Raw genomic sequence first — 22758 nt, 5'->3', positions numbered from 1 at the left:
GGAATCGGGATTGGGGAATCGGTAGAGCAGACCTCTGCGTCTTGTTGCTGCTCAGACACGCAACCAGATCAAGCGAGCGAAAAGCTGCCTTACCGATTCCCGATTCCCCACTCCCAGCGCGTCAGCGCTACCGCGGCTGCCGGATCGGTAGCGTGATCCTGAAACTGGCACCCTGCCCTGGCGTGCTTTCCACGTCGATGCGGCCGTGGTGCTTGTTGATGATGCCGTAGGAAATCGACAGGCCCAGGCCGGTGCCGCTGCCGACCGGCTTGGTGGTGAAGAATGGGTCGAAGATGCGCTGCAACAGATCCGGGGCGATGCCGGCACCGCTGTCCTGGAACTGGATCCAGACGTTTTCTGCTTCGTCGCGACCGGTGGTCACGGTGATCGTGCCGCGCTCGACGATAGCCTGGCCGGCGTTGAGCAGCATGTTCATGTAGACCTGGTTGAGCTCGGATGGCAGGCACTCCACCAGCGGCAACTCGGCGTAGTTGCGCTCCAGCGTGACCTTGTACTTGAGCTCGTTCCAGATGATGTTGATGGTGGATTCCAGACCCGCATGCAGGTCGACCATCTTCCACGACTCGGACCGGTCCGAGTACGAGAAGTCCTTGAGGTCGCGCACGATGCGGGTCACCCGCTCGATGCCTTCGCGCGATTCGGCCATCAATTGCGGCAGATCGCGGCTGATGAAGTCGATGTCGGCGCGGTTGCGGATTTCGTCGATTTCCGGAATCAGCGCCTTGGGATCCGGCGCCTGCAGCGCGCGCTCGTAGGCTTCGATCAGGGTGAACAAGCTGCGCAGATATTCCTGCAGGCTGCCCAGATTGGAGTGCACATAACCGATCGGATTGTTGATTTCGTGCGCCACGCCTGCGGCCAGCTGGCCGATGGAGGCCATCTTTTCCGATTGCAGCAATTTGTCCTGCGCACCGTTCAGGCGCAGATAGGCCTGGCGTAATTCGGCATGGCGCTGTTGCAGCTCGCGCTCGTAATCCTGCTGGCCTTCGATGTTGTGGAACAGCGCCAGAAAATGCCCGGGCCCGGACTCTTCGTTGTAATACAGATGCGCGATGACCACCCGGTCGGCGACCGGCAGGCTACCGGTCCAGCTGCCCTTGCTACGCGCCTGATTGAGTGCGTCCGATGGCAATACCTGCGAAATGCGCTCGCCCAGATTGCGGTCGTCGGTGGGGTCTTCCTTGCACAGGCTCTGGCGTGCGATGGCATTGGCCAGAATCAGCTTGCCGTCTGCGCGGAACAGCAGCAGCCCCTCCATCATCTGGTCGCCGAAGGCGCGCAGGATATCCGGGGAAGGCAGTAAGGCTTGATTGAGAAAAAACTTGGCGGTCACGGGAGCAGGCGGCGTAGAGGATGCCTCAATATACGCCGAACCATTGACGCTCCGTATTGTCGTCTTGCATTACCCGGCGATGGGACGCAGAGCCAACGGCACCTGCCTGCTCGCCCACGCTTGCCGCACCATCTGCAACCCGGCGTGCTGCAGAACAGCGTGCACCTCAGGCCACTGCCAACGAACGCCCGCCGCGCAACACGCTCGATTGCCCCTTGGCATCGTAGGACGGCGCACTTTCGGTGCGGCCCAGGTGACGCAGCGCCCAGTTCACTTCGCGGCGCCGGCGTGCCAGCAGCGCGCCATTGGCGCGGTTGGCTTCGGCCAGCTCACGCAGCCGCTCTTCTTCGCCTGCAGGCATCGCCGCTTCCAGCGCTTGCAGCGCCGACAGCTTGTCCTGCGTGTGTCGCATCAGCCCATCGATGTCGTTCTCGAGTAATGCCTGGCGTTCGCCGGCCAGCGCATCGCTGAGACGTTGCAGGAACTCGTTCACGTTCATCCTTTCCGTCGGGGATCAACCCGCCAGTTGCTGATTCAGATCCATCATGCGGCTGGCGATGGCGTCCGGGTTGATGGAATAGCTGCCGTTCTGCAATGCATCCTTCACCGCCTGGACGCGACCGGTGTCGATCGCCGAGGACTGCGAAAGCTCGCGCTGCAGGTTCTGCAGGTTGGTGGCTTCGCCGGTCAACTTGACGCTGTCGGTCGGCGGGGTTGCGGCAACCGGAGACGCGCGGTCTTCGCCGGCCGAAGCGATCTTGCTGCTGGTGGCCGTGGTGCGAAGAGTGGCAGCGGTCGGTAGATTGCCTTCGATTTTCTGGGTCATGTCAGGAACTCCTCTACAGGTCGTAGGGGATAACGGCACCCAGAAAAAAAACTTTATAGAAATTTTTTACCTGGAGACCACAACGGTTCCGCTCGCTTCAACGATGCCCTGCACCACCCGGCGCGAGGACGAATTTTCCACCGATACGCGCTCGTTTTCGCCGGCGTCCGACAGGGCGCGACCACTCATGCGCACCTCCAGCCCGCCATTGCGCGAGACCAGCGGCACGGTGTCGCCGCGCCGGACCAGCCGCTGCGTCACCAGATCGTTGGCCGAGAGCAGCGAGCCGGCCGGCAGGACGCGGCGGGCGGTCTTGCCCACCGCAGCGACCGGGTCGGCCAGCACCGCGCCGACGATGCGGGCGGCGTCACGCTTCTCGATACTGATATCGGCCAGCGAGATGGTTTCTCCAGCGCTGATGCCGCGGCGCAAGACCAGCACGTCCTGGTTGCGACGCACCTTCAACGGCACGAACAGGCGCCAGCCGGCCGGCTGCGGGCACGCCACTTCCACCGTATTGGTGCCGGTGGGCTGCGCCTGCAGCGCGATCGGGCAAGCCGGCATGCGCAGGCCCGGATCGAGCGTGGCCTCGGCCTCGGCGTCCGGGCCGACGGTGGCCAGCGCCGCAGCACGAATGGAATCGACGGACTGATAGCTCTGGGCCCAGGCCGGAGCGGCAGCCAACAAGATGACAAGCAGGAGCAGGCGCATGGGACCAGATCCGGAGGAAGACGGGACAGGCGTTGCAAGCGGCGTGCCTGTTTTTGCCGGGATTGGGGAATCGGGATTGGGGATTCGTAAAAGCGGCCTTGCGGGTGATTCATTTATCCACTGCCGAAGCCCCTTCACCGACCGGATCTCTTCGACAACCATACCGAGCTCTCAAGGATGCAGAAGCAGCAGCGGCAGACAAACTCGCTAATGCACGCTTTAAGCGAATCCCTAATCCCAAATCACCTCATCCCGGCGCTTGAGCGAATCCCCAATCCCCAATCCCAACAGCGCCCCCGACCAACCATAAAGCCCTCAAGTTTCCCGAGGGCGCTGTCGATATCTGCCCCATGACCCACGATCTGCTCAACCGCATCGACCAGCGCACGCGACTGGCTGGCCACAACCGACTGGCCCTGCTGCTGTTCCGGCTGGGCGGACGCCAGCTTTTTGGCGTCAACGTCTTCAAGGTGCAGGAAGTGCTGCGCCGGCCGGAACTGTTCCAGGTGCCTGGCTTGCCGACCGAGTTCGCCGGCGTGGCCGACGTGCGCGGGCGCTCGGTGCCGGTGCTGGATCTGGGCCTGGCCATCGGCCACCCGGAACGCGATTCGCATTCGGAAAACGGCCCCGGCTATTTGGTCGTTGCCGAGTTTAACCGCTCGGTCCAGGGTTTCCTGGTCAGCGGAGTGGAACGCATCGTCAATATCGCGGTGGAGGATATCCACCCGCCGCCGGAACTGGGTGCCGAAGCCACTTATTTGACGGCGGTGACGCGTTTCCAGGGCGAGCTGATCCAGGTCATCGACGTGGAGAGCGTGCTGGCCGATATCGCCAAGGTGAGCAAGGACGTGCAGCTGGATCCCTCGCTGCAGCTGGTGGCCTACGACCGCCAGTTCCAGGTACTGGTGGTGGACGATTCGCGCGTGGCGCGGCAGCAGATCCGCAGCGTGCTCGACCAGTTGGGTGTTTCGGCCACCCTGCTGTCCGATGGCCGCCAGGCGCTGGATCACCTGCTGCAGGTGGCCGCCTCGGGCGAAAACCCGGCCGACCGCTACGCCATGGTGATCTCCGACATCGAAATGCCGGCAATGGACGGCTATACGCTGACGACGGAAATCCGGCGCACGCCGGGCCTGCAAGGCCTGTATGTGCTGTTGCACACCTCCCTGTCGGGCGTGTTCAACAACGCGATGGTCGAGCAGGTGGGCGCCAACGCCTTCGTGGCCAAGTACAGCGCCCATGAACTGGCCGACTATGTGCTGGCCCGCCTGAAAGTGGTCGCAGAAGCGGCCTGAGCAAGACCAAGCGGCTGCCGGGTCGGAGCCGATGGCAGCCACAAGGTGCTGCCCAGCTGCAGAAGCACTGCAGCGCAGAAAGGTGAGGCAAGCGCGTCCACGCGATTCCGACTTCACATCTGCTGATGCCAGACTGCGCCTCGGGACTGTCGAACCTTCCGGCCTGTCGAGTTTGACCGCGCCAATTCCGCGACGGATGGCGTGGCCATCGCGTTTCCGGACAGCAAGCTGCCGTGCGCCGGCAGCGTCGATCATTCTCCGCGTTCCATAGCCCGTACCACCTCGATTGGCACAAACATTGCTTCCTCCCTGGCAACACTTCGCGGGAGAGCACCGTGTCCAGCCCCTTCTCTTCGTTCCTCGGCGTCCATGGCGACGCGTTGACGCTGCGCGAGCAGCGCATGAAGCTCATTGCCAGCAATCTGAGCAATGTGGACACGCCCGGATACAAGGCCAAGGACCTGAACTTCGAGGCGGCGCTGAAGTCGGCGCAGGGCGAGCAGGATGGCGGTCTGCTGCAGACCACCGACGCCAAGCATTACGAAGTGGGCGGCGGCGCCGGGCTCAACCCCTTCCAGTTCACCCGCGAAGCCGATCAGCCCAGCCTTGACGGCAATACCGTCGATCCCGATGCCGAACGCGCCGCCTACGGCCGCGCCGCGCTGGAATACCGCGCGTCGCTGAGCTTCCTCGAATCCAAGGTGCGCTCGATGCTCACCGCGATCACGGGCCAATAAGTCATGAGCAATCTTCCCATCTTCGATGTGGCCGGCTCGGCGCTGCACGCGCAGTCGGTGCGCCTGAGCACCATTGCCTCCAACCTGGCCAACGCCGATTCGGTCGCAGGCTCGGCCGAGGCGACCTACAAGCCGATCGAGCCGATCTTCCAGGCCCAGCAAAGCCGCCAGGACCCCAGCCTGACCTCGGTGAACGTCAAGGAGATCACCACCACCAATGCGCCGCCGATCCGCCGCTACGAACCCGGCCACCCGCTGGCTGACGCCGACGGCTACGTGTTCTCGCCCGACGTGGATCCGGTCTCGCAGATGGTCAACATGATTTCCGCCTCGCGCAATTACCAGGCAGGCGTGGAAATGCTCAATACCGCCAAGGAACTGGCGCTCGCGACCCTCACCATGGGTCGCTGACCCTTCCTAGCTGACCCTTACCAACGGAATACTCCACATGAGCACGATCGGCAGCGATCTCTACAAAAGCCTTGGCCTGAGTACCAGCAGCACCGTCGCCAAGAAGGAGGAGGCACTCGGCCAGGCCGACTTCCTCAAACTGATGACCGAACAGCTGCAGCATCAAGACCCGCTCAAGCCGATGGAAAACAGCGCGTTTCTCGGGCAATTGGCGCAGTTTTCCACCGTGCAGGGCATTGGCGACCTCAATACCAAGGTCAGCAACTTTTCCGATTCGATGAACAGCGACCAGGTGCTCAAGGGCGCGGCGCTGGTTGGCCACAACGTGCTGGTGCCCTCGGCGCAGGTAGCGATCGATGCCACCGGCTCGGCCAAGGGCGTGGTGGCCGCGACTTCGGCCGGTTTCGTCAATTTCGAAATCACCGACGCCAACGGCACCTTCGTCAAACAGATCAGCGTGCCGGCCAGCGCCGCCGGTGAGGTGTCCTTCGACTGGGATGGCACCGACGCAAACGGCAATCGCATGGCGGCCGGCAAATACGGCGTGACTGCCACCCAGACCGACACCGCCGGCTCCAAAAGCAAGTTGTCTACCTATGTCCAGGCACCGGTGGACAGCGTCACGATCGGCTCGGACGGGTTGTATCTCAACCTGACCGGGCTAGGCACTTCCCCGCTCGCCAACGTGCTCCGCGTCAGCTGAGCCGGCAACCAACACCTAAAGGAACTCATCCATGGGCTTCAATACCTCGTTGTCCGGCATCAACGCAGCCAATGCCGATCTGAACGTCACCTCCAACAACATCGCCAACGTCAACACGACCGGGTTCAAGGAATCACGCGCCGAATTTGCCGACATGTTCCAGAGCACCAGCTATGGCCTGTCGCGCAATGCGGTCGGTTCGGGCGTGCGCGTCAGCAACGTGGCGCAGCAGTTCTCGCAGGGCAATATCGACCCGACCGGGCGCAGCCTGGACCTGGCGGTCTCCGGCGAAGGCTTCTTCACCGTCTCGTCCAACGGCGCCAAGATGTACACACGCGCCGGCAATTTCCAGACCGATGCCAACGGCTATGTGGTCAACCCGCAGGGCGCACGCCTGCAGGTGTTCGCGCCCAATCCCAGCGGCAACGGGTTTGACGTAGGCCGCCTGTCGGACCTGCAGTTGCTGACCACCGACAGCCCGCCGAAATCCACCTCCACGGTCAACCTGGCCTTCACCCTGCCCGGCAATGCCACCGCGCCGACGGTGACCCCGTTCAACCCGGCCGACGACAAGACTTATAGCCATTCCACCGGCGGCATCAATGTCTACGATTCGCTGGGCGTCAGCCATGTGCAGACCTCCTACTTCGTCAAGACCGCCAACCCCAACGAGTGGCAGGTCTACAACTACGTGGACGGCGCTGCGGTCGGTGCCCCGACCACCCTGCAGTTCTCCGATACCGGCGCGCTGACCACCCCGGCCAACGGCATCATCGCGATGGACCCGTTCACCCCGAGCACCGGCGCGGGCGTGCTGAACATGCAGCTCAACGTCACTGGCTCCACCCAGTACGGCGAAGCCTTCGCCCTGCGCGATACGCGCCAGGATGGCTACGCCAGCGGCAAGCTCAACGAAATCAGCATCGACACCAGCGGCGTGGTGTTCGCGCGCTATTCCAACGGTGCCGACAAGCCGCTGGGCCAGGTGGCGCTGAGCAGCTTCGTCAACCCGCAGGGCCTGCAGTCGCAGGGCAACAACATGTGGGCCGAGAGCTACACCTCCGGTGCCGCCCGCACCGGCGCGCCGGACACCTCGGACCTGGGCCAGATCGAATCCGGCTCGCTGGAAGCCTCCACGGTGGACCTGACCGAGCAGCTGGTGAACATGATCGTGGCCCAGCGCAACTTCCAGGCCAACTCGCAGATGATCTCGACCCAGGATCAGGTCACCCAGACGATCATCAATATTCGTTAAAAGCCGGGATTGGTGATTCGGGATTAGGGATTCGCAAACGCTGGTATCACGTCCATCGGATGCCAGCCCGCGGCCCCAACCTCACCGCCAGTCACAGCCCGCTTTTACGAATCCCAAATCCCGAATCTCAAATCCCGGTGTCCCATGGATAAAGCCCTCTACGTCGCGATGACCGGTGCCCGCGCCTCATTGCAGGCGCAAAGCACCGTCTCGCACAATCTCGCCAATGTCGATACGGTGGGATTCAAGGCCGCGTTGGCCAACACCGAGGCGTTCAAGATCCAGGGCAAGGGCTATCCGTCGCGGATCGATGCGCTGCATGTGGACCAAGGGTTCGATCGTAGCCAGGGCCATCAGAAGGTCACCGGCAACCCGCTGGACGTATCGCTGCAGCAGGACCGCTGGTTGGCGGTGCAGTCGCCCGACGGCAGCGAGGCCTACACCCGCAACGGCGAATTGGCGCTCACCGCCAATGGCCAACTGGTCACCGCCAACGGACACGCGGTGCTGGACGAAGGCGGCAACCCGATGACCATCCCACCGCACCAGGCGATGGAGATCGGCAGCGACGGAAGCATCTCCATCATTCCGCAGGGCGAAGGCCCGCAGACCATGGCCATCGTCGGCAAGATGAAGGTGGTGGATGCGCCCGCCGACCGTTTGACGCGGCGCCCCGACGGGCTGATGCGCAACACCAGCACCGACCCGGCACAGGCGTTTGCGGTGGCCACCGGCAAGACCGTCAACAGCGGGATGTTGGAAGGCAGCAACGTGGACGCGGCCGGCGCGCTGGTGGAAATGATCCAGTTGCAGCGGCAGTTCGAAATGCAGGTCAAGATCATCAAGAACGGCGACGACAATGCGCAATCGGCCAATTCGCTGTTGCGGGTGAGCGGCTAAGCGCCACTGGCGCCCACGGCCGCACCGTCGGTTGGCTCGCCGCTCTGCCGAGCACCTTGATGGCCGCCGCCCGGGTTCGCTGCAGAGCGGCTGGTTTGTGACTTGGCTGCAGGGTCCTTGCCCGCCCACCATCGCGGGACACGCCGCAAGTACGTCCTTGTAGGCTCTTACGCGGCATCCATGCCGCGTAAGGTCCCGCGACAGTGGGCGGGCAAGGACCTGTCGAGATGGTCGGTGCGCATGGTGCACACAATGCCTGACGTGGCTGCTGGGATCACGGCCCATCCAGTCATCTTCTCCATGCAGGCCTCAGGCCTGGCAATGGACAAGTTTTAAGGGAGGAACCGACAAACTCTCTGGTGCGGTGTCCTCGCCGCTTGCGGGACCGTTGGCGGCATGGATGCCGCCATCGAGCCCCCAGGGATGGGTTCACGGCGTGTCCCGCGAGCGGTGAGGGCACCGCACACTCGACCGACTCAGAGTTTGCCCTGATCCAGGACCACGCTAACAAGAAGCGGCTAACAAACTCCACCGCTCTCCGCCAAGCGAGCAAGACGCTACAACCGGCAACCTGCAACAGACCTCCAAGCGGATCTATCACGCAGCCCCACCGCTGCCGCTAGCTGCCGCCCCTGCCCCACGCAGCTCGCCCCCCCCCCACCCCACGTGACCCACTGCACACCCGGCAGAAATCCGACGCGGGTTTGGCACGGCACGTGCATATACCCACCCGTACCCGGAACACATCCCCGGGTCTAACGAGGAATCGGGTCATGAATCAGGCTTTGTGGGTCGCCAAAACCGGACTGGATGCGCAGCAGACGCGCATGTCGGTCATTTCCAACAACCTGGCCAATACCAATACCACCGGCTTCAAGCGCGACCGTGCCGCGTTCGAAGACCTGTTGTACCAACAGGTGCGTGCGCCCGGCGGCTCGACCTCCGCGCAGACGCAGCTGCCGACCGGCCTGCAACTGGGTACCGGCGTGCGCGTGGTGTCCACCTTCAAGGGGTTCGACCAGGGCAGCCAGCAGCAGACCGGCCGCGCGCTGGACGTGATGGTCAACGGTCGCGGTTTCTTCGAAGTGCAGATGCCCGATGGCACCTCGGCCTACACCCGCGACGGCACCTTCCAGATCAACGCGCAGGGCGAACTGGTCACCAACAGCGGCTACCCGCTGCAGCCGGGCATCCAGGTGCCGGAAGGCGCGCAGTCGCTGACCATCGGCAACGACGGCACCATCAGCGTGACGCTGGCCGGCCAGGCCGCCGCGCAGGAAATTGGCGCATTGACGCTGACCGACTTCATCAATCCCTCGGGCCTGCAGGCCAAGGGCGAAAACCTGTTCGTCGAAACCACCGCCTCGGGCCCCGCGCAGAACGGCACCCCCGGCCTCAACGGCCTGGGCACCACCGTGCAGGGCGCGCTGGAAGGCAGCAACGTCAATACGGTGGAAGAGCTGGTGAGCATGATCGAGACGCAGCGCGCCTACGAAATGAATGCCAAGGCCATCTCCACCACCGACTCGATGCTCGGTTACTTGAACAACAACGTCTGATCGGCTCGCCGCTCCTCGCCCTCTCAGGAATCAACGCCATGTCACGCCTGCCTTCTCTCTCCCGCCTGTGCCTCGCCATTGCCTGCAGCGCGCTGCTGGGTGGCTGCGTGGCCGCCGGCGATGTACGTCCGTTCGCCGAACTGGCGCCGATCGTGCCGGTGGTGGCACCGGTGGCGCAGCCGACGGCCGGTGCGATCTACGCCGCCGGCCCCAGCCTGAACCTGTATGGCGATCGCCGTGCCCGCGATGTCGGCGATCTGCTGACGGTGAACCTGGTCGAAAGCACCACCGCCTCGTCCACCGCCAACACCAGCATCAGCAAGAAGGACGCCACTACCATGGGCGCGCCGACGCTGCTGGGCGCACCGCTCACCGTGGGTGGCTTGAATGTGCTGGAAAACAGCACCAGCGGCGACCGCAGCTTTGCCGGCAAGGGCAACACCGCACAGAGCAACCGCATGCAGGGCAGCGTCACCGTCACCGTGATGCAACGCCTGCCCAACGGCAACCTGGTGATCCAGGGGCAGAAGAACCTGCGCCTGACCCAGGGCGACGAACTGGTGCAGGTGCAAGGCATCGTGCGCGCCGCCGACATCGCCCCGGACAACACCGTGCCCTCCAGCAAGGTCGCCGACGCCCGCATCGCTTACGGCGGCCGCGGCGCGATCGCGCAGTCCAATGCAATGGGCTGGCTGAGCCGCTTCTTCAATTCCCGTCTGTCGCCCTACTGAGCCTGCGACCATGAACCTGTCTTCCCTGCCCTTCCGTCTGCTGGCTGCCGCCGTCGCGCTGTGCGCGATTGCCGCGCCGGCCAGCGCCGAGCGCATCAAGGATCTTGCCCAGGTCGGCGGCGTGCGCGGCAACGCGCTGGTCGGCTACGGCCTGGTGGTTGGCCTGGACGGCAGCGGCGACCGTACCAGCCAGGCACCCTTCACCGTGCAGAGCCTGAAGAACCTGCTCGGCGAGCTGGGCGTCAATGTTCCGGCGAACGTCAACCCGCAGCTGAAAAACGTCGCGGCCGTGGCCATCCATGCCGAATTGCCGCCGTTCGCCAAGCCCGGCCAGCCCATCGACATCACCGTTTCCTCGATCGCCAACGCGGTGTCGCTGCGTGGCGGCTCGCTGCTGATGGCACCGCTGAAAGGCGCCGATGGCCAGGTCTATGCGATGGCGCAGGGCAACCTGGTCGTTGGCGGCTTCGGTGCGCAAGGCAAGGACGGCTCGCGCGTTTCGGTCAATGTGCCCAGCGTCGGGCGCATTCCCAACGGCGCCACCGTCGAACGTGCATTGCCGGACGTGTTCGCCGGCACCGGCGAGATCACCCTCAACCTGCACCAGAACGACTTCACCACCGTCTCGCGCATGGTCGCGGCGATCGACAGCAGCTTCGGCGCCGGCACCGCGCGTGCGGTCGACGGCGTGACCGTGGCGGTGCGCTCGCCGACCGACCCGGGTGCGCGGATCGGCCTGTTGTCGCGGCTGGAAAACGTCGAGCTCTCCCCGGGCGATGCACCGGCCAAGGTGGTGGTCAATGCGCGTACCGGCACCGTGGTCATCGGCCAGCTGGTGCGGGTGATGCCGGCCGCCATCGCGCATGGCTCGCTCACCGTCACCATCAGCGAAAACACCAACGTCAGCCAGCCGGGCGCCTTCAGTGGCGGCCGCACTGCGGTGACCCAGCAATCGACGATCACGGCCACCTCCGAAGGCAGCCGCATGTTCAAGTTCGAAGGCGGCACCACGCTCGATCAGATCGTACGCGCAGTCAACGAAGTGGGCGCCGCGCCCGGCGACCTGGTGGCCATCCTGGAAGCGCTCAAGCAAGCCGGTGCGCTGACGGCGGAGCTAGAGGTGATCTGACATGCGTATCGCAGCCTCGCCCATTGATCTCAACCCGAGCACCAAGGCCGATCCGGCAAAGATCGACAAGGTCTCCCGTCAGCTCGAAGGTCAGTTCGCGCAGATGCTGGTCAAGAGCATGCGCGATGCGAGCTCCGGCGACCCGATGTTTCCGGGCCAAAACCAGATGTTCCGCGAAATGTACGACCAGCAGATGGCCAAGGCGTTGACCGACGGCAAGGGGCTGGGACTGTCGGCGATGATCTCCAAGCAGCTCAGTGGCGACACTGGCGGCCCGGCCTTGAACACCTCGTTGAACACTGCCGAAGCGGCCAAGGCGTACGCCCTGGTTGCCGGCAAGCGCGACGCCTCGTTGCCGCTGCCCGCCCGCGACGGCGCGGCCACCGGCATCACGACCAGCAGCGTGGCGAAGGCGGCCCTGGGCGCAGGCAACTTGAGCGGCATCGGCATGAGCCAGGTGCTGGATCTGATTGCCGGGCGTACCGGCGCTGGCGAAGCCGGCAGCGACGATGCTGCAGCACTGAGCTGGCCGTCGGCCAACGATCGCTGGGCCGATGTGGCCGCCAGCGATGCAGCCGATGCCAATGCCGCGGTCAATGCGAGTGCCGCCAGCAGCGCCGCTGCCAGCCTGGGCGAGCGCACCCCGGAAGGCTTTGTCGCCAAGATCTGGACGCATGCGCAAAAGGCTGCGCGCGAACTGGGTGTGGACCCGCGCGCGCTGGTGGCCCAGGCCGCATTGGAAACCGGTTGGGGCCGTCGCGGCATCGGCAACGGTGGCGACTCTAACAACCTGTTCGGCATCAAGGCTACCGGCTGGAGCGGCGACAAGGTCACCACCGGCACCCACGAATACGTCAACGGCGTCAAAACCACCGAAACCGCCGATTTCCGCGCCTATGGCTCGGCCGAGGAGAGCTTTGCCGACTACGTGCGGCTGCTGAAGAACAACAGCCGTTACCAGCCCGCGCTGCAGGCCGGCACCGATATCAAGGGTTTTGCACGCGGCTTGCAACAAGCCGGATACGCCACCGATCCGGGCTATGCGGCCAAGATCGCGGCGATCGCCAACGGCCCGACCATCGACCGTGCGGTGGCCGCCATCGGCAACGCGGCGGCCGATCTGTCCAACCGCTATGCCAGTACCGCCGAGCCGGTCGGGCTCGGCACCATCCGTCGCTGAGGTAAACGCTCATGTCCATCATGTCCACCGGGACCAGCGCGCTCATCGCCTTCCAACGGGCGTTGTCGACCGTTAGCCATAACGTCGCCAACATCAATACCGAAGGCTATAGCCGCCAACGTGTGGAATTTGCAACGCGCACGCCCACCGACATGGGCTACGCGTTCGTGGGCAATGGCGCCAAGATCACCGATGTGGGCCGGGTCGCCGACCAGCTGGCCATCTCGCGCCTGCTCGACAGCGGCGGCGAACTCTCGCGCCTGCAGCAGCTGTCCTCGCTGTCCAACCGCGTCGACGCGCTGTACTCCAACACCGCCACCAACGTGGCCGGGCTGTGGTCGAATTTCTTCGATTCCACCAGCGCGGTGTCGTCCAACGCCTCCTCCACCGCCGAGCGCCAGAGCATGCTCGACAGCGGCAATTCGCTGGCGACGCGCTTCAAGCAGCTCAACGGGCAGATGGACAGCCTGAGCAACGAAGTCAACAGCGGGTTGACCTCCTCGGTGGACGAAGTCAACCGCTTGACGCAGCAGATCGCCAAGCTCAACGGCACCATCGGCAGCAGTGCCCAGGCGGCAGCGCCGGACATGCTGGATCAGCGCGACGCGCTGGTGAGCAAGCTGGTCGGTTTTACCGGCGGCACCGCGGTGATCCAGGACGGCGGCTTCATGAACGTTTTCACCGCCGGCGGTCAGCCGCTGGTGGTCGGTACCACCTCTTCCAAACTCGTCACCGTTGCCGACCCGTATCAGCCGACCAAGCTGCAGGTGGCGATGCAGACCCAAGGCCAGAACGTCAGCCTCAGCGCCAGTTCGCTGGGCGGCCAGATCGGCGGTCTGCTGGAATTTCGCAGCAGCGTGCTCGAGCCGACCCAGGCCGAACTCGGCCGCCTGGCCGTGGGCATGGCCAGCACCTTCAATGCCGGCCACAGCCAGGGGATGGACTTGTATGGCGCGATGGGCGGCAACTTCTTCAATATCGGTTCGCCTACCGTTGCCGCCAATCCGAGCAATACCGGCAGCGCATCGCTGAGCGCCAGTTTCAGCAACGTGAGCGCCGTTGACGGCCAGAACGTCACGCTCAGCTTCGACGGCACCACCTGGAAAGCCATCAACGCCAGTACCGGCTCTGCCGTGCCGATGACCGGTACCGGCACCGCCGCCGACCCGCTGGTGCTCAATGGCGTCAGCATGGTGGTGGGCGGCACGCCGGCCAGCGGCGACAAGTTCCTGCTGCAGCCCACCGCCGGGCTGGCCGGCAGCCTGTCGGTGGCCATTACCGATCCCTCGCGGATTGCCGCCGCCACCCCGGTCAAGGCCACCGCCACGGTCGCCAACCTGGGCACCGGCAAGATCAGCGACGTCAAGGTCACCAATGCGCAGAACCCCGCGCTGCTGACCCCCTCGTCGATCGAGTTCATCGACGCCAACCAGTACACCATCGATGGCGCCGGCCCGTTCGCCTACACCGCCGGCCAGACCATCAGCGCCAACGGCTGGAGCTTCGCGCTGGACGGCGCGCCCAAGGCCGGCGACACCTTCGGCGTCGGCCCAATGGGCGCAGGCTCCAGCGACAACGGCAATGCCAAATTGCTGGCCAACATCGACGATGCCAAGGCGCTCAGCGGCGGCACGGTCACCCTCAATGGCGCGCTCTCCGGCCTGACCACCTCGGTCGGTTCGGCCGCGCGTGCGGCCAGCTATTCGGCCGATGCGCAGAAGGTCATCAACGACCAGGCGCAGGCCAGCCGCGACTCGATTTCCGGCGTCAACCTCGATGAGGAAGCCGCCAACATGCTGAAGCTGCAGCAGGCCTACCAGGCCGCCGCACAGATGATCTCTACCGCCGACACCGTCTTCCAAGCCATCCTGGGTGCCGTACGCTGATGACCGACCGTATCTCCACCAGCATGATGTACAGCCAGTCGGTCGCCTCGATGGGCGCCAAGCAGTCGCGGCTGAACCAGCTCGAATCGCAGCTCTCCAGTGGGCAGCGCCTGGTCACCGCCAAGGACGACCCGGTGGCTGCGGGCACGGCGGTCGGCCTGGACCGTGCCCTGGCGGCGATCACGCGCTTCGGCGAAAACGCCAACAACGTGCAGAACCGGCTCGGGCTGCAGGAAAACGCGCTGTCGCAAGCCGGCGACAAAATGGCGCGCGTCACCGAATTGGCGGTGCAGGCCAGCAATTCTTCGCTCAGCCCCGATGACCGCAAGGCGATCGCCTCGGAACTGACCGCGCTGCGCGAGAGCATGGTGAGCCTGGCCAACAGCACCGACGGCACCGGGCGCTACCTGTTCGGCGGCACCGCCGATGGCAGTGCGCCTTTCATCAAGAGCAATGGCAGCGTCACCTACAACGGCGACCAGACCCAGAAGCAGGTCGAAGTGGCGCCGGACACCTTCGTCAGCGACACCCTGCCCGGCAGCGAAATCTTCATGCGCATCCGCACCGGCGACGGCACCGTGGATGCGCACGCCAACGCCGCCAACACGGGGACCGGCTTGCTGCTGGATTTCAGCCGCGATGCGAGCACCGGCAGCTGGAACGGTGGAAGTTACAGCGTGCAGTTCACCGCCGCCGACACCTATGAAGTGCGCGACAGCACCAATACGGTGGTCGGCACCGGCACCTACAAGGAGGGCGAAGACATCAACGCCGCCGGCGTGCGCATTCGCATCAGCGGCGCCCCGGCGGTGGGCGACAGTTTCCAGATTGGCGCCTCCGGCACCAAGGATGTGTTCTCCACCATCGACGACCTGGTCGGCGCGCTCAACTCCGATACGCTGACCGCGCCGCAGAAGGCTGCGATGATCAACACGCTGCAGTCGTCCATGCGCGACATCACCCAGGCATCTTCGAAGATGATCGATGCGCGCGCCTCCGGCGGCGCGCAGTTGTCGGCCATCGACAATGCCAACTCATTGCTTGAATCCAACGAAGTCACGCTCAAGACCAGCCTGTCGTCGATCCGCGACCTGGATTACGCCTCGGCGATTGGGCAGTACCAACTCGAGAAGGCCTCGTTGCAGGCCGCTCAAACGATTTTTCAGCAGATGCAGTCCTCGTCGTTGTTCAACATCATCCGCTGATTTTGCCGCAGAAAACCTGGGTTTTCTTCGCTCCTGCGCGTGAGCGCTTGCGCAGGCGGACGGAGTTTATTTTTCGAAGAGTTATACCAACGCTAAAGATTGGCGGGGTGCTGCCGAATAAACCAAACCCCTTGATACACAACGCTTACGTATTTCGTCCCGACGCAGAAAGACAGTAAAAAATACTGAATTTCGCTAAAGGTTCCCGACGCAACGCCGTTATTCATCTCAGCAGCGGCAACGGCCAACTTGATGGCCCCCCTGCGGAGGCTCCAGGCAAGTCCCCCTTGCCGGAAAAATCGCTTAGGAGAAATCAAAATGGCACAGGTAATCAACACCAACGTAATGTCGCTGAACGCTCAGCGGAACCTCAACACCAGCAGCGCCAGCATGTCGACGAGCATCCAGCGTCTGTCGTCTGGTCTGCGCATCAACAGCGCCAAGGACGACGCCGCAGGTCTGGCGATCTCCGAGCGTTTCACCACGCAGATCCGCGGCCTGGACGTTGCCTCGCGCAACGCCAACGACGGTATCTCGCTGGCCCAGACCGCCGAAGGCGCGATGGTGGAAATCGGCAGCAACCTGCAGCGTATCCGCGAGCTGTCGGTGCAGTCGTCCAACGCCACCAACTCGTCCACCGACCGTGACGCGCTGAACTCGGAAGTCAAGCAGCTGACCGCGGAAATCGACCGCGTTGCCAATCAGACCAACTTCAACGGCACCAAGCTGCTGGACGGCTCGTTCTCCGGCGCGCTGTTCCAGGTCGGCGCCGACGCCGGCCAGACCATCGGCATCAACAGCATCGTCGACGCCAACGTCGATTCGCTGGGCAAGGCCAACTTCGCTGCCGCCGTCTCCGGCGCCGGCGTCACCGGCACCGCCACCGCTTCTGGTTCGGTCAGCGGCATCAGCCTGTCGTTCAAGGACGCCAGCGGCTCGGCCAAGAGCGTCACCATTGCCGACGTCAAGATCGGCGCCGGCGACACCGCTGCCGACGTCAACAAGAAGGTCGCCTCGGCGATCAACGACAAGCTCGACCAGACCGGAATGTACGCCTCGATCAAGAGCGACGGTTCGCTGCAGATCGAATCGCTGAAGGCTGGCCAGGACTTCACCTCGCTGTCGGCTGGCACCTCCAGCGCCGCTGGCATCACCGTCGGCGCCGGCATCACCACCGCTTCGGCCGCTTCCGGCTCCACCGCTTCGACCCTGAGCAGCCTGGATATCTCCACGTTCTCCGGCTCGCAGAAGGCCCTGGAAATCGTCGACAAGGCACTGACCGCGGTCAACTCCTCGCGCGCCGACATGGGTGCGGTGCAGAACCGCTTCACCTCCACCATCGCCAACCTGAGCGCAACCTCGGAAAACCTGTCGGCCTCGCGTAGCCGTATCCGCGACACCGACTACGCCAAGGAAACCGCCGAACTGACCCGCACGCAGATCCTGCAGCAGGCCGGTACCGCGATGCTGGCCCAGGCCAAGTCGGTTCCGCAGAACGTGCTGAGCCTGCTGCAGTAACTGGTAGTTACCTGCCGCCGCAACGCGGCAGTGCTCCGCAGCACGTCCAAAGCCCCTCTTCGGAGGGGCTTTTTTGTGGCCGCAGCCCGTCCACGCCCGCCATGGACGGTTTGTTGACGGGCGCCGCCGGCCACCACGGGCATGGAACTTGCATCGATAGCCGTCGTGCGCGTGACCCCTCGCCGCCGCTAAAGTCCTCGCGGATGCGGCCGATACCCGTCACGTAATCCCATGCGTCCGTCTGTTTCGGGCGCCCAGACGAGGAATGCAACATGGCATCGGTGATCAGCACTTCTGGCTCCGGATTGGACATCCCTACCGTGGTGTCCACCCTGGTGTCCCGGCAGAAAGACCCCGAGCAGGCACGCATCAACAAGGCCGGCACCGCCGCGACCACGCAGTTGTCGGCGATCAGCCAGATCAAGAGCAGCATGACCACGCTCAAGTCTGCGCTGGACAAGGTGATCAGCAGCGCCGACACCAACGCCTACAAGGCCACGGTGCCGACCGATGCCGGCTTCACCGCTACCACCACCAGTTCGGCGGCGCCGGGCAACTATTCGGTGGAAGTGGTCTCGCTGGCGACCTCGCAGAAACTGGCCTCCGGTGCATTCGCTGCCGATGCCACCGTGGGTAGCGGCACGCTGACGATCGGCTATGGCGATCAGAGCGTCACCGTGGACATCAGCGGCACCGACAAGCTCACCGACATCGCTGCAGCCATCAACAAGGCCGCCGGCGGCAAGGGCGTGACCGCCAGCGTGGTCACCGCCAACGATGGCCAGCACCTGGTCTTCAATGCGGTCGACTCCGGTACCAAGGGCGCCCTGACCATCAGCGCCAGCGACCCCAGCCTGAGCAGCCTGACCTACGGCCCCGGCGTCACCGGCGGGCTGAACCAGACCGTCGCTGCCGCCGACGCGCTGGTACGCGTGGACGGTTTCGAGCGCACGTCCAGCTCCAACACCGTCAGCGACATCGTGCCCGGCGTGGTGCTCACCCTGACCAAGGCCGCTGAAGGCACCAAGTTCAATCTGGGCGTGGCCGCCGACACCAGCGGCCTCAAGGGCAACCTCACCGCGTTCGCCGCGGCCTACAACACGGCCAACACGCTGCTGGCCAAGAGCAGCAGTTATGACGCCACCACCAAGACCGCCTCGGCGCTGACCGGCGATTCGCTGGTGCGCAATCTGCAGCAGCAGCTGCGCGGCCAGGTCAGCGGCAACGTCAACGAACTCAAGGCCCTGGGCCTGACCATCGACAAGGATGGCGTGATGAGTTTCGACGGCGCCAAGTTCGACACCGCCATCGCCTCGGACGGTGGCGCCGCGGCCGAGGTGTTCGGCAAGGACAGCAAGTTCAGCGGCACGCTGAGCAAAGTGCTGGACAGCAACGTCAATGTCACCAACGGCACGCTGACCCTGCGCTCGGACAGCTTGAACAAGACCATCAAGGGCTATGAGTCGGAGCTGGACGATCTCGATGCGCGCATGGAAAAACTCAGCGACCGCTACACCGCCCAATTCACCGCAATGGAAACCATGATCAGCCAGTTGCAGAGCAGCACCAGCTCGCTCAGCAGCCTGCTGACAAGCTGATTTCCGTGATGACGATCCTCAAGTCCTGTCAGGGTATTGCCGATACAAGTAGGGCCTATCGTGATTTCGGCCTTGCCTTCCGGCAGGAGCGTCGTCGCAGGAGCGCAGCGCTCCGGGACCAGCGAAGGTCAGCCCATTGAGGAGTCATCCATGTACGGTTCCAATCGTCAGTATGCCGAGCAATATCGCAAGGTCGGCGTGTCCACCAGCGTGACCGAAGCCGATCCGCACAAGCTGGTCTCGCTGCTGTTTGCCGGTGCTTGCCAACGCATCCGTCTGGCCCAGGCCTGCCTGGCGCAGGGCGACCAGGCGCGCAAGGGCAAGGCCATCGGCGAGGCTTGCGCGATCGTCGGTCACTTGAACGGCTCGCTCGATCACGAAGCCGGTGGCGAGATCGCTGGTAACCTCTCGGCCCTGTACGACTACGTGATGCAGCGGCTGACCGCAGCCAACCTGCACAACGACGAGACCGCGTTGACCGAAGCGCTGGGGTTGCTCAGCGAAATCGACTCGGCGTGGAACTCCATCCCCCTCGAACAACGCGGCCTTTCCGCCGTTTCGTGAGTCCTGCCATGCATAGCGTGCAAAGCCTTCAAGCAGAAATCGCCGACCTCCGCCTGGCCATGGCGCAAGAGGAGTTCGAGGCGATGCCGCAGATGCTGGACAACCACGACCTGCACCTGCGCGAATACGCGCAGCAGGTGGACATCCAGCAGGACCGCGACGCGCTGCAGGCCTTGCTCACCATGCATCAGGACTTGATGCGGATGATGCGCGAGCGGCAGCGCAAGCTGCTGGAACTGATCCGCGCACAGCGCACCTCATCGTCGGCCAGCCGCGCCTACGCGCGGGTCGGACGGATCTGATGAGCGCGCTCGGCACACTCGCGCCATCGGCCGATGCCGAGCTGTTTGCCGACACGCTCAGTTGCCAATTGCAGTTGCCGGCCGGCTTCCGCGCCGGGAGCGATGCGGGCGCGCACAGCGCCGCTGAAACCCTGTTGCGCAGTCTTGGCCAGGTCGAAGACCTGCGTAGCGAAGAAACCAGCGAGGACCGCGGCGAACTGCCGCTGCTGGTGCAGCGCATGGACGCCAAACTGGATTTGATGCTGGCGCTGATCGGCCGCCTGGTGCGCCAGGGCGACAGCGGCCTGAGCCAGGGAATGGTGCACTGGTCGGTGCGCGGGATCCGCCTGAGTTGCGCAACCAGTCACCCGCCCGGCACAACCGGCGCTGTTTGCCTGCAGCCGTCCGACTGGCTTCCTGAACTTGTACAGCTTCCTGCCACCGTGCTGGCGAACGCGAGCGATGGCCACGATGTCTGGCTGTGGCTGCAGTTTGCCCCGCTCGCGCCCGGCCTGCAGGATGCGCTGGAACGCCACCTGTTTCGCTTGCACCGCCGTCAGATCGCCGACGCCCGCCGCCAGCGTTGATCCGATAGTTGGCGCCGGGCGCAGGGTCAGCTAAGGTGCCCTTTACTGAAAAAGGTCTCTTCTGCGCCGTGCGAGTCATCATCGTCGACGATCACACCCTTGTCCGTGCCGGCCTGTCCAGGCTGCTGCAAACCTTCGCCGGCATCGATGTCGTGGGCGAAGCCAGCAATGCGCAACAAGCCCTGGACATGACGTCCCTGCACCGGCCCGACCTGGTGCTGATGGACCTGTCTTTGCCCGGCCGCAGCGGCCTGGATGCCATGACCGACGTGCTGCGCGCCGCGCCGCGCACGCACGTGGTGATGATGTCGATGCACGACGACCCGGTGCATGTGCGCGATGCGCTCGATCGCGGCGCGGTCGGCTTCGTGGTCAAGGACGCCGCACCACTGGAACTGGAATTGGCGTTGCGCGCCGCCGCCGCCGGGCAGGTGTTCCTGAGCCCGCAGATCTCGTCCAAGATGATTGCGCCGATGCTGGGCCGCGAAAAGCCGGTCGGCATTGCCGCGCTGTCGCCGCGTCAGCGCGAGATCCTGCGCGAAATCGGCCGCGGCCAGAGCAACAAGGAAATCGCCGCCGATTTGGGCATCAGCGTCAAGACCGTGGAAACCCACCGCGCCCGCATGATGGAATCGCTCGGATGCCGTCGCGCCAACGATCTGGTGCTGCTGGCCGCCAAACATCACAACGAGTTGGTCTGACGCGCTATCCGGGCACGCGTGGGCCAGCGACGCTGAAAACAGTGACGGGATTCCGGCGGGCACGCTTGAGCCCGCCTGCAACGTCAGGAAGTTCCTGACAAACTGTCGGGAAAATCATGAGTCACCTCACCTGACTCCCTGATTAGAAACCCGTCGCGTTGTCCTGCAAGATGCATTCCATCGCTGCTGCGTGCAGCGCCCATCGGAAGCGCTTCCATGAAGACGACCATTTCCGCCCAGCTTGGCCAGCAACTGCACCTCACCCCGCAGTTGCTGCAGTCGATCCGTCTGTTGCAATTGGACGGCATGCAATTGGAACTGGAAATCCGTCGTGCCCTGGAAACCAATCCGTTGCTGGAGTTGGAAGAGCTGGCCGATAACGGGGATCAGGCCGCCACCGACAACGATGGCGCCAGCGATATCGCCGCGTTCGACGAACTGCCGGAAAGCACGATGTGGGACGTGCAGGGCGGCAGTTGGAACGATGGGGACGACGATCGCATGCAGCGCGTGGCCGCCGGCGAGTCGACCGACCCGCATGTGCGCATCCTGCGCGAGCTGGCGCTGGACCTGGACGAGGCGGCATTGGGGGCCGCTGCGTTCTGGCTGGAGCAGACCGACGACGCCGGTTATCTGACCGAAGCGCTGTCGACGCTGCAAAAGCTGGGCGCCACCCGTCTGGGCATGACCGTGCAGGCGGTGGAAGCGATCCGGCAGCGGTTGCTGCACGGCGACCCGGCCGGTCTGGCCGCCTGCGACCTGCGCGAGTGTCTGCAGGCCCAGTTGAGCGCCCTGCCCGGCCGCGTGCCGGCACGCCACCTGGCTGCGCGCATCCTCGACGGCGATCTGGAGCTGCTGGCCGCGCACGACTACACGGTGCTGGCACGCGCACACGATGCCGAAGTGGACGATGCCCGCGAAGCGGTGCGGCTGATCCTGTCGCTGCAACCTCGCCCCGGCGACGACCTGCTGCAGGAAAGCAATGCCAGCGTGATTCCGGATGTGCTCGCCTGGCACGCCGACGACAGCTGGCGCGTCGCACTCAACCCGGCCACCACTCATCGCGTCAGCATCAATCCGGTGCACGAACGCGCGCTGGCCGACGCCGGCGAGACCGCGCAGCCGTTGCGCGACATGCTGCAGGAAGCGCGCTGGCTGACCCGCGGGCTGTCGATGCGCTATGAGACCCTGCTGCGCGCCACGCGTGCCATCGTCGAACGCCAGGCCGCCTTCCTGGCGCGTGGCGAAGAAGCGATGGCACCGCTGACGCTGAAGGAAATCGCCGACGAGATCGGCATGCACGAATCGACCATTTCGCGCATCACCACCGGCAAATACATCCAGACTCCACGCGGCACCTTCGAGCTCAAGCACTTCTTCGCCGTGCGGCTGGAAGGCGCCAGCGTCTCCGGCCAGGCCGTCAAGGCGATGGTGCGCCGCTTGATCGAAAGCGAGCCGGCCGGCCGGCCGCTGGCCGACGAGGCGATTGCCGGATTGCTGTCGCGGCAAGGCGTTAACATTGCGCGCCGCACCGTGGCCAAGTACCGCGAACAACTTGATATCGCACCGGCACGCGAGCGCCGCCGCACCACTAAACCGCTGCTTGCCCGGGCAGGATAAGGACTAC

The 22758-nt window shown here is 64.5% G+C and carries 23 protein-coding genes; 19 read left to right on the top strand and 4 right to left on the bottom strand.

Translation table 11 applies throughout. From position 1 onward, the window contains the following. Positions 1 to 127: 127 nt before the first annotated feature. From ACCQ16_RS10130 to flgA, 4 genes are all read right to left on the bottom strand, one after another. Complete coding sequence (locus ACCQ16_RS10130; protein WP_008575791.1) at positions 128 to 1354, bottom strand: ATP-binding protein; 1227 nt, start codon at positions 1352 to 1354, stop codon at positions 128 to 130. A 166-nt stretch (positions 1355 to 1520) separates the two neighbouring features. Further along, positions 1521 to 1853: a flagella protein gene (locus tag ACCQ16_RS10125; protein ID WP_003482942.1), complete on the bottom strand. Its 333-nt coding sequence runs from the start codon at positions 1851 to 1853 to the stop codon at positions 1521 to 1523. 15 nt (positions 1854 to 1868) lie between these two features. Further along, positions 1869 to 2180 (bottom strand): flagellar biosynthesis anti-sigma factor FlgM, encoded by a 312-nt coding sequence (gene flgM, locus ACCQ16_RS10120; protein WP_003482943.1) that lies wholly within the window; start codon positions 2178 to 2180, stop codon positions 1869 to 1871. 66 nt (positions 2181 to 2246) lie between these two features. After that, positions 2247 to 2891, bottom strand: a complete 645-nt coding sequence (gene flgA, locus ACCQ16_RS10115) for a flagellar basal body P-ring formation chaperone FlgA (protein WP_008575794.1) — start codon at positions 2889 to 2891, stop codon at positions 2247 to 2249. A 350-nt stretch (positions 2892 to 3241) separates the two neighbouring features. On the opposite strand from flgA, the gene ACCQ16_RS10110 reads away from it, so the two are divergent. The 19 genes from ACCQ16_RS10110 (at position 3242) to rpoN (ending at position 22751) form a co-directional block, all read left to right on the top strand. After that, a complete protein-coding gene (locus tag ACCQ16_RS10110; protein ID WP_003482947.1) occupies positions 3242 to 4186 on the top strand; it encodes a chemotaxis protein CheV in 945 nt (314 codons plus the stop codon). A gap of 335 nt (positions 4187 to 4521) precedes the next feature. Next, positions 4522 to 4923 (top strand): flagellar basal body rod protein FlgB, encoded by a 402-nt coding sequence (flgB, locus tag ACCQ16_RS10105; protein WP_003482950.1) that lies wholly within the window; start codon positions 4522 to 4524, stop codon positions 4921 to 4923. Positions 4924 to 4926: 3 nt separating this feature from the next. After that, complete coding sequence (flgC, locus tag ACCQ16_RS10100) at positions 4927 to 5334, top strand: flagellar basal body rod protein FlgC (protein ID WP_005914451.1); 408 nt, start codon at positions 4927 to 4929, stop codon at positions 5332 to 5334. Positions 5335 to 5371: 37 nt separating this feature from the next. Next, positions 5372 to 6037: a flagellar hook assembly protein FlgD gene (locus ACCQ16_RS10095; protein WP_005914450.1), complete on the top strand. Its 666-nt coding sequence runs from the start codon at positions 5372 to 5374 to the stop codon at positions 6035 to 6037. Between the two features lie 31 nt (positions 6038 to 6068). Continuing rightward, positions 6069 to 7292 carry a flagellar hook protein FlgE gene (gene flgE, locus ACCQ16_RS10090; protein ID WP_003482957.1) on the top strand — a complete coding sequence of 408 codons (1224 nt, stop codon included), beginning with the start codon at positions 6069 to 6071 and terminating at the stop codon, positions 7290 to 7292. A 144-nt stretch (positions 7293 to 7436) separates the two neighbouring features. Then, entirely contained in the window at positions 7437 to 8192 is a 756-nt protein-coding gene (flgF, locus tag ACCQ16_RS10085; protein WP_005914448.1) for a flagellar basal-body rod protein FlgF, read from the top strand. A 773-nt stretch (positions 8193 to 8965) separates the two neighbouring features. Further along, entirely contained in the window at positions 8966 to 9751 is a 786-nt protein-coding gene (gene flgG / locus ACCQ16_RS10080) for a flagellar basal-body rod protein FlgG (RefSeq protein ID WP_003482961.1), read from the top strand. Between the two features lie 38 nt (positions 9752 to 9789). Beyond that, positions 9790 to 10482 carry a flagellar basal body L-ring protein FlgH gene (gene flgH / locus ACCQ16_RS10075; protein WP_005914445.1) on the top strand — a complete coding sequence of 231 codons (693 nt, stop codon included), beginning with the start codon at positions 9790 to 9792 and terminating at the stop codon, positions 10480 to 10482. Positions 10483 to 10492: 10 nt separating this feature from the next. After that, positions 10493 to 11611: a flagellar basal body P-ring protein FlgI gene (locus tag ACCQ16_RS10070; protein WP_007971976.1), complete on the top strand. Its 1119-nt coding sequence runs from the start codon at positions 10493 to 10495 to the stop codon at positions 11609 to 11611. Position 11612: 1 nt separating this feature from the next. After that, on the top strand, positions 11613 to 12791 hold the full coding sequence (locus ACCQ16_RS10065) for a flagellar assembly peptidoglycan hydrolase FlgJ (RefSeq protein WP_014090126.1): 1179 nt from the start codon (positions 11613 to 11615) through the stop codon (positions 12789 to 12791). Positions 12792 to 12802: 11 nt separating this feature from the next. Then, a complete protein-coding gene (flgK, locus tag ACCQ16_RS10060) occupies positions 12803 to 14677 on the top strand; it encodes a flagellar hook-associated protein FlgK (protein WP_029819367.1) in 1875 nt (624 codons plus the stop codon). Beyond that, positions 14677 to 15882: a flagellar hook-associated protein FlgL gene (gene flgL / locus ACCQ16_RS10055; RefSeq protein WP_277573108.1), complete on the top strand. Its 1206-nt coding sequence runs from the start codon at positions 14677 to 14679 to the stop codon at positions 15880 to 15882. The genes flgK and flgL overlap by 1 nt, the downstream gene beginning before the upstream one ends. 318 nt (positions 15883 to 16200) lie before the next feature. Next, positions 16201 to 17400: a flagellin gene (locus ACCQ16_RS10050; protein WP_016848727.1), complete on the top strand. Its 1200-nt coding sequence runs from the start codon at positions 16201 to 16203 to the stop codon at positions 17398 to 17400. A gap of 272 nt (positions 17401 to 17672) precedes the next feature. Further along, positions 17673 to 18998 (top strand): flagellar filament capping protein FliD, encoded by a 1326-nt coding sequence (gene fliD / locus ACCQ16_RS10045; RefSeq protein ID WP_031422562.1) that lies wholly within the window; start codon positions 17673 to 17675, stop codon positions 18996 to 18998. A gap of 150 nt (positions 18999 to 19148) precedes the next feature. Then, positions 19149 to 19562, top strand: a complete 414-nt coding sequence (fliS, locus tag ACCQ16_RS10040) for a flagellar export chaperone FliS (protein ID WP_014090121.1) — start codon at positions 19149 to 19151, stop codon at positions 19560 to 19562. An 8-nt stretch (positions 19563 to 19570) separates the two neighbouring features. Beyond that, entirely contained in the window at positions 19571 to 19864 is a 294-nt protein-coding gene (locus ACCQ16_RS10035) for a hypothetical protein (protein ID WP_008575949.1), read from the top strand. Next, a complete protein-coding gene (locus tag ACCQ16_RS10030; RefSeq protein WP_046935353.1) occupies positions 19864 to 20430 on the top strand; it encodes a PilZ domain-containing protein in 567 nt (188 codons plus the stop codon). The genes ACCQ16_RS10035 and ACCQ16_RS10030 overlap by 1 nt, the downstream gene beginning before the upstream one ends. 68 nt (positions 20431 to 20498) lie before the next feature. Beyond that, positions 20499 to 21131, top strand: coding sequence for a response regulator transcription factor (locus tag ACCQ16_RS10025; protein WP_003482986.1), 633 nt, complete (start codon positions 20499 to 20501; stop codon positions 21129 to 21131). A 216-nt stretch (positions 21132 to 21347) separates the two neighbouring features. Continuing rightward, positions 21348 to 22751 (top strand): RNA polymerase factor sigma-54, encoded by a 1404-nt coding sequence (gene rpoN, locus ACCQ16_RS10020; RefSeq protein WP_218560631.1) that lies wholly within the window; start codon positions 21348 to 21350, stop codon positions 22749 to 22751. Positions 22752 to 22758 lie beyond the last annotated feature (7 nt).

The sequence above is a fragment of the Xanthomonas sp. NCPPB 1062 genome, assembly GCF_041481705.2.
GTDB lineage: Bacteria > Pseudomonadota > Gammaproteobacteria > Xanthomonadales > Xanthomonadaceae > Xanthomonas > Xanthomonas euvesicatoria.
The sequence above is the reverse complement of the archived record's forward strand: the minus strand, read 5'-3'. Positions and strand labels throughout refer to the sequence as shown.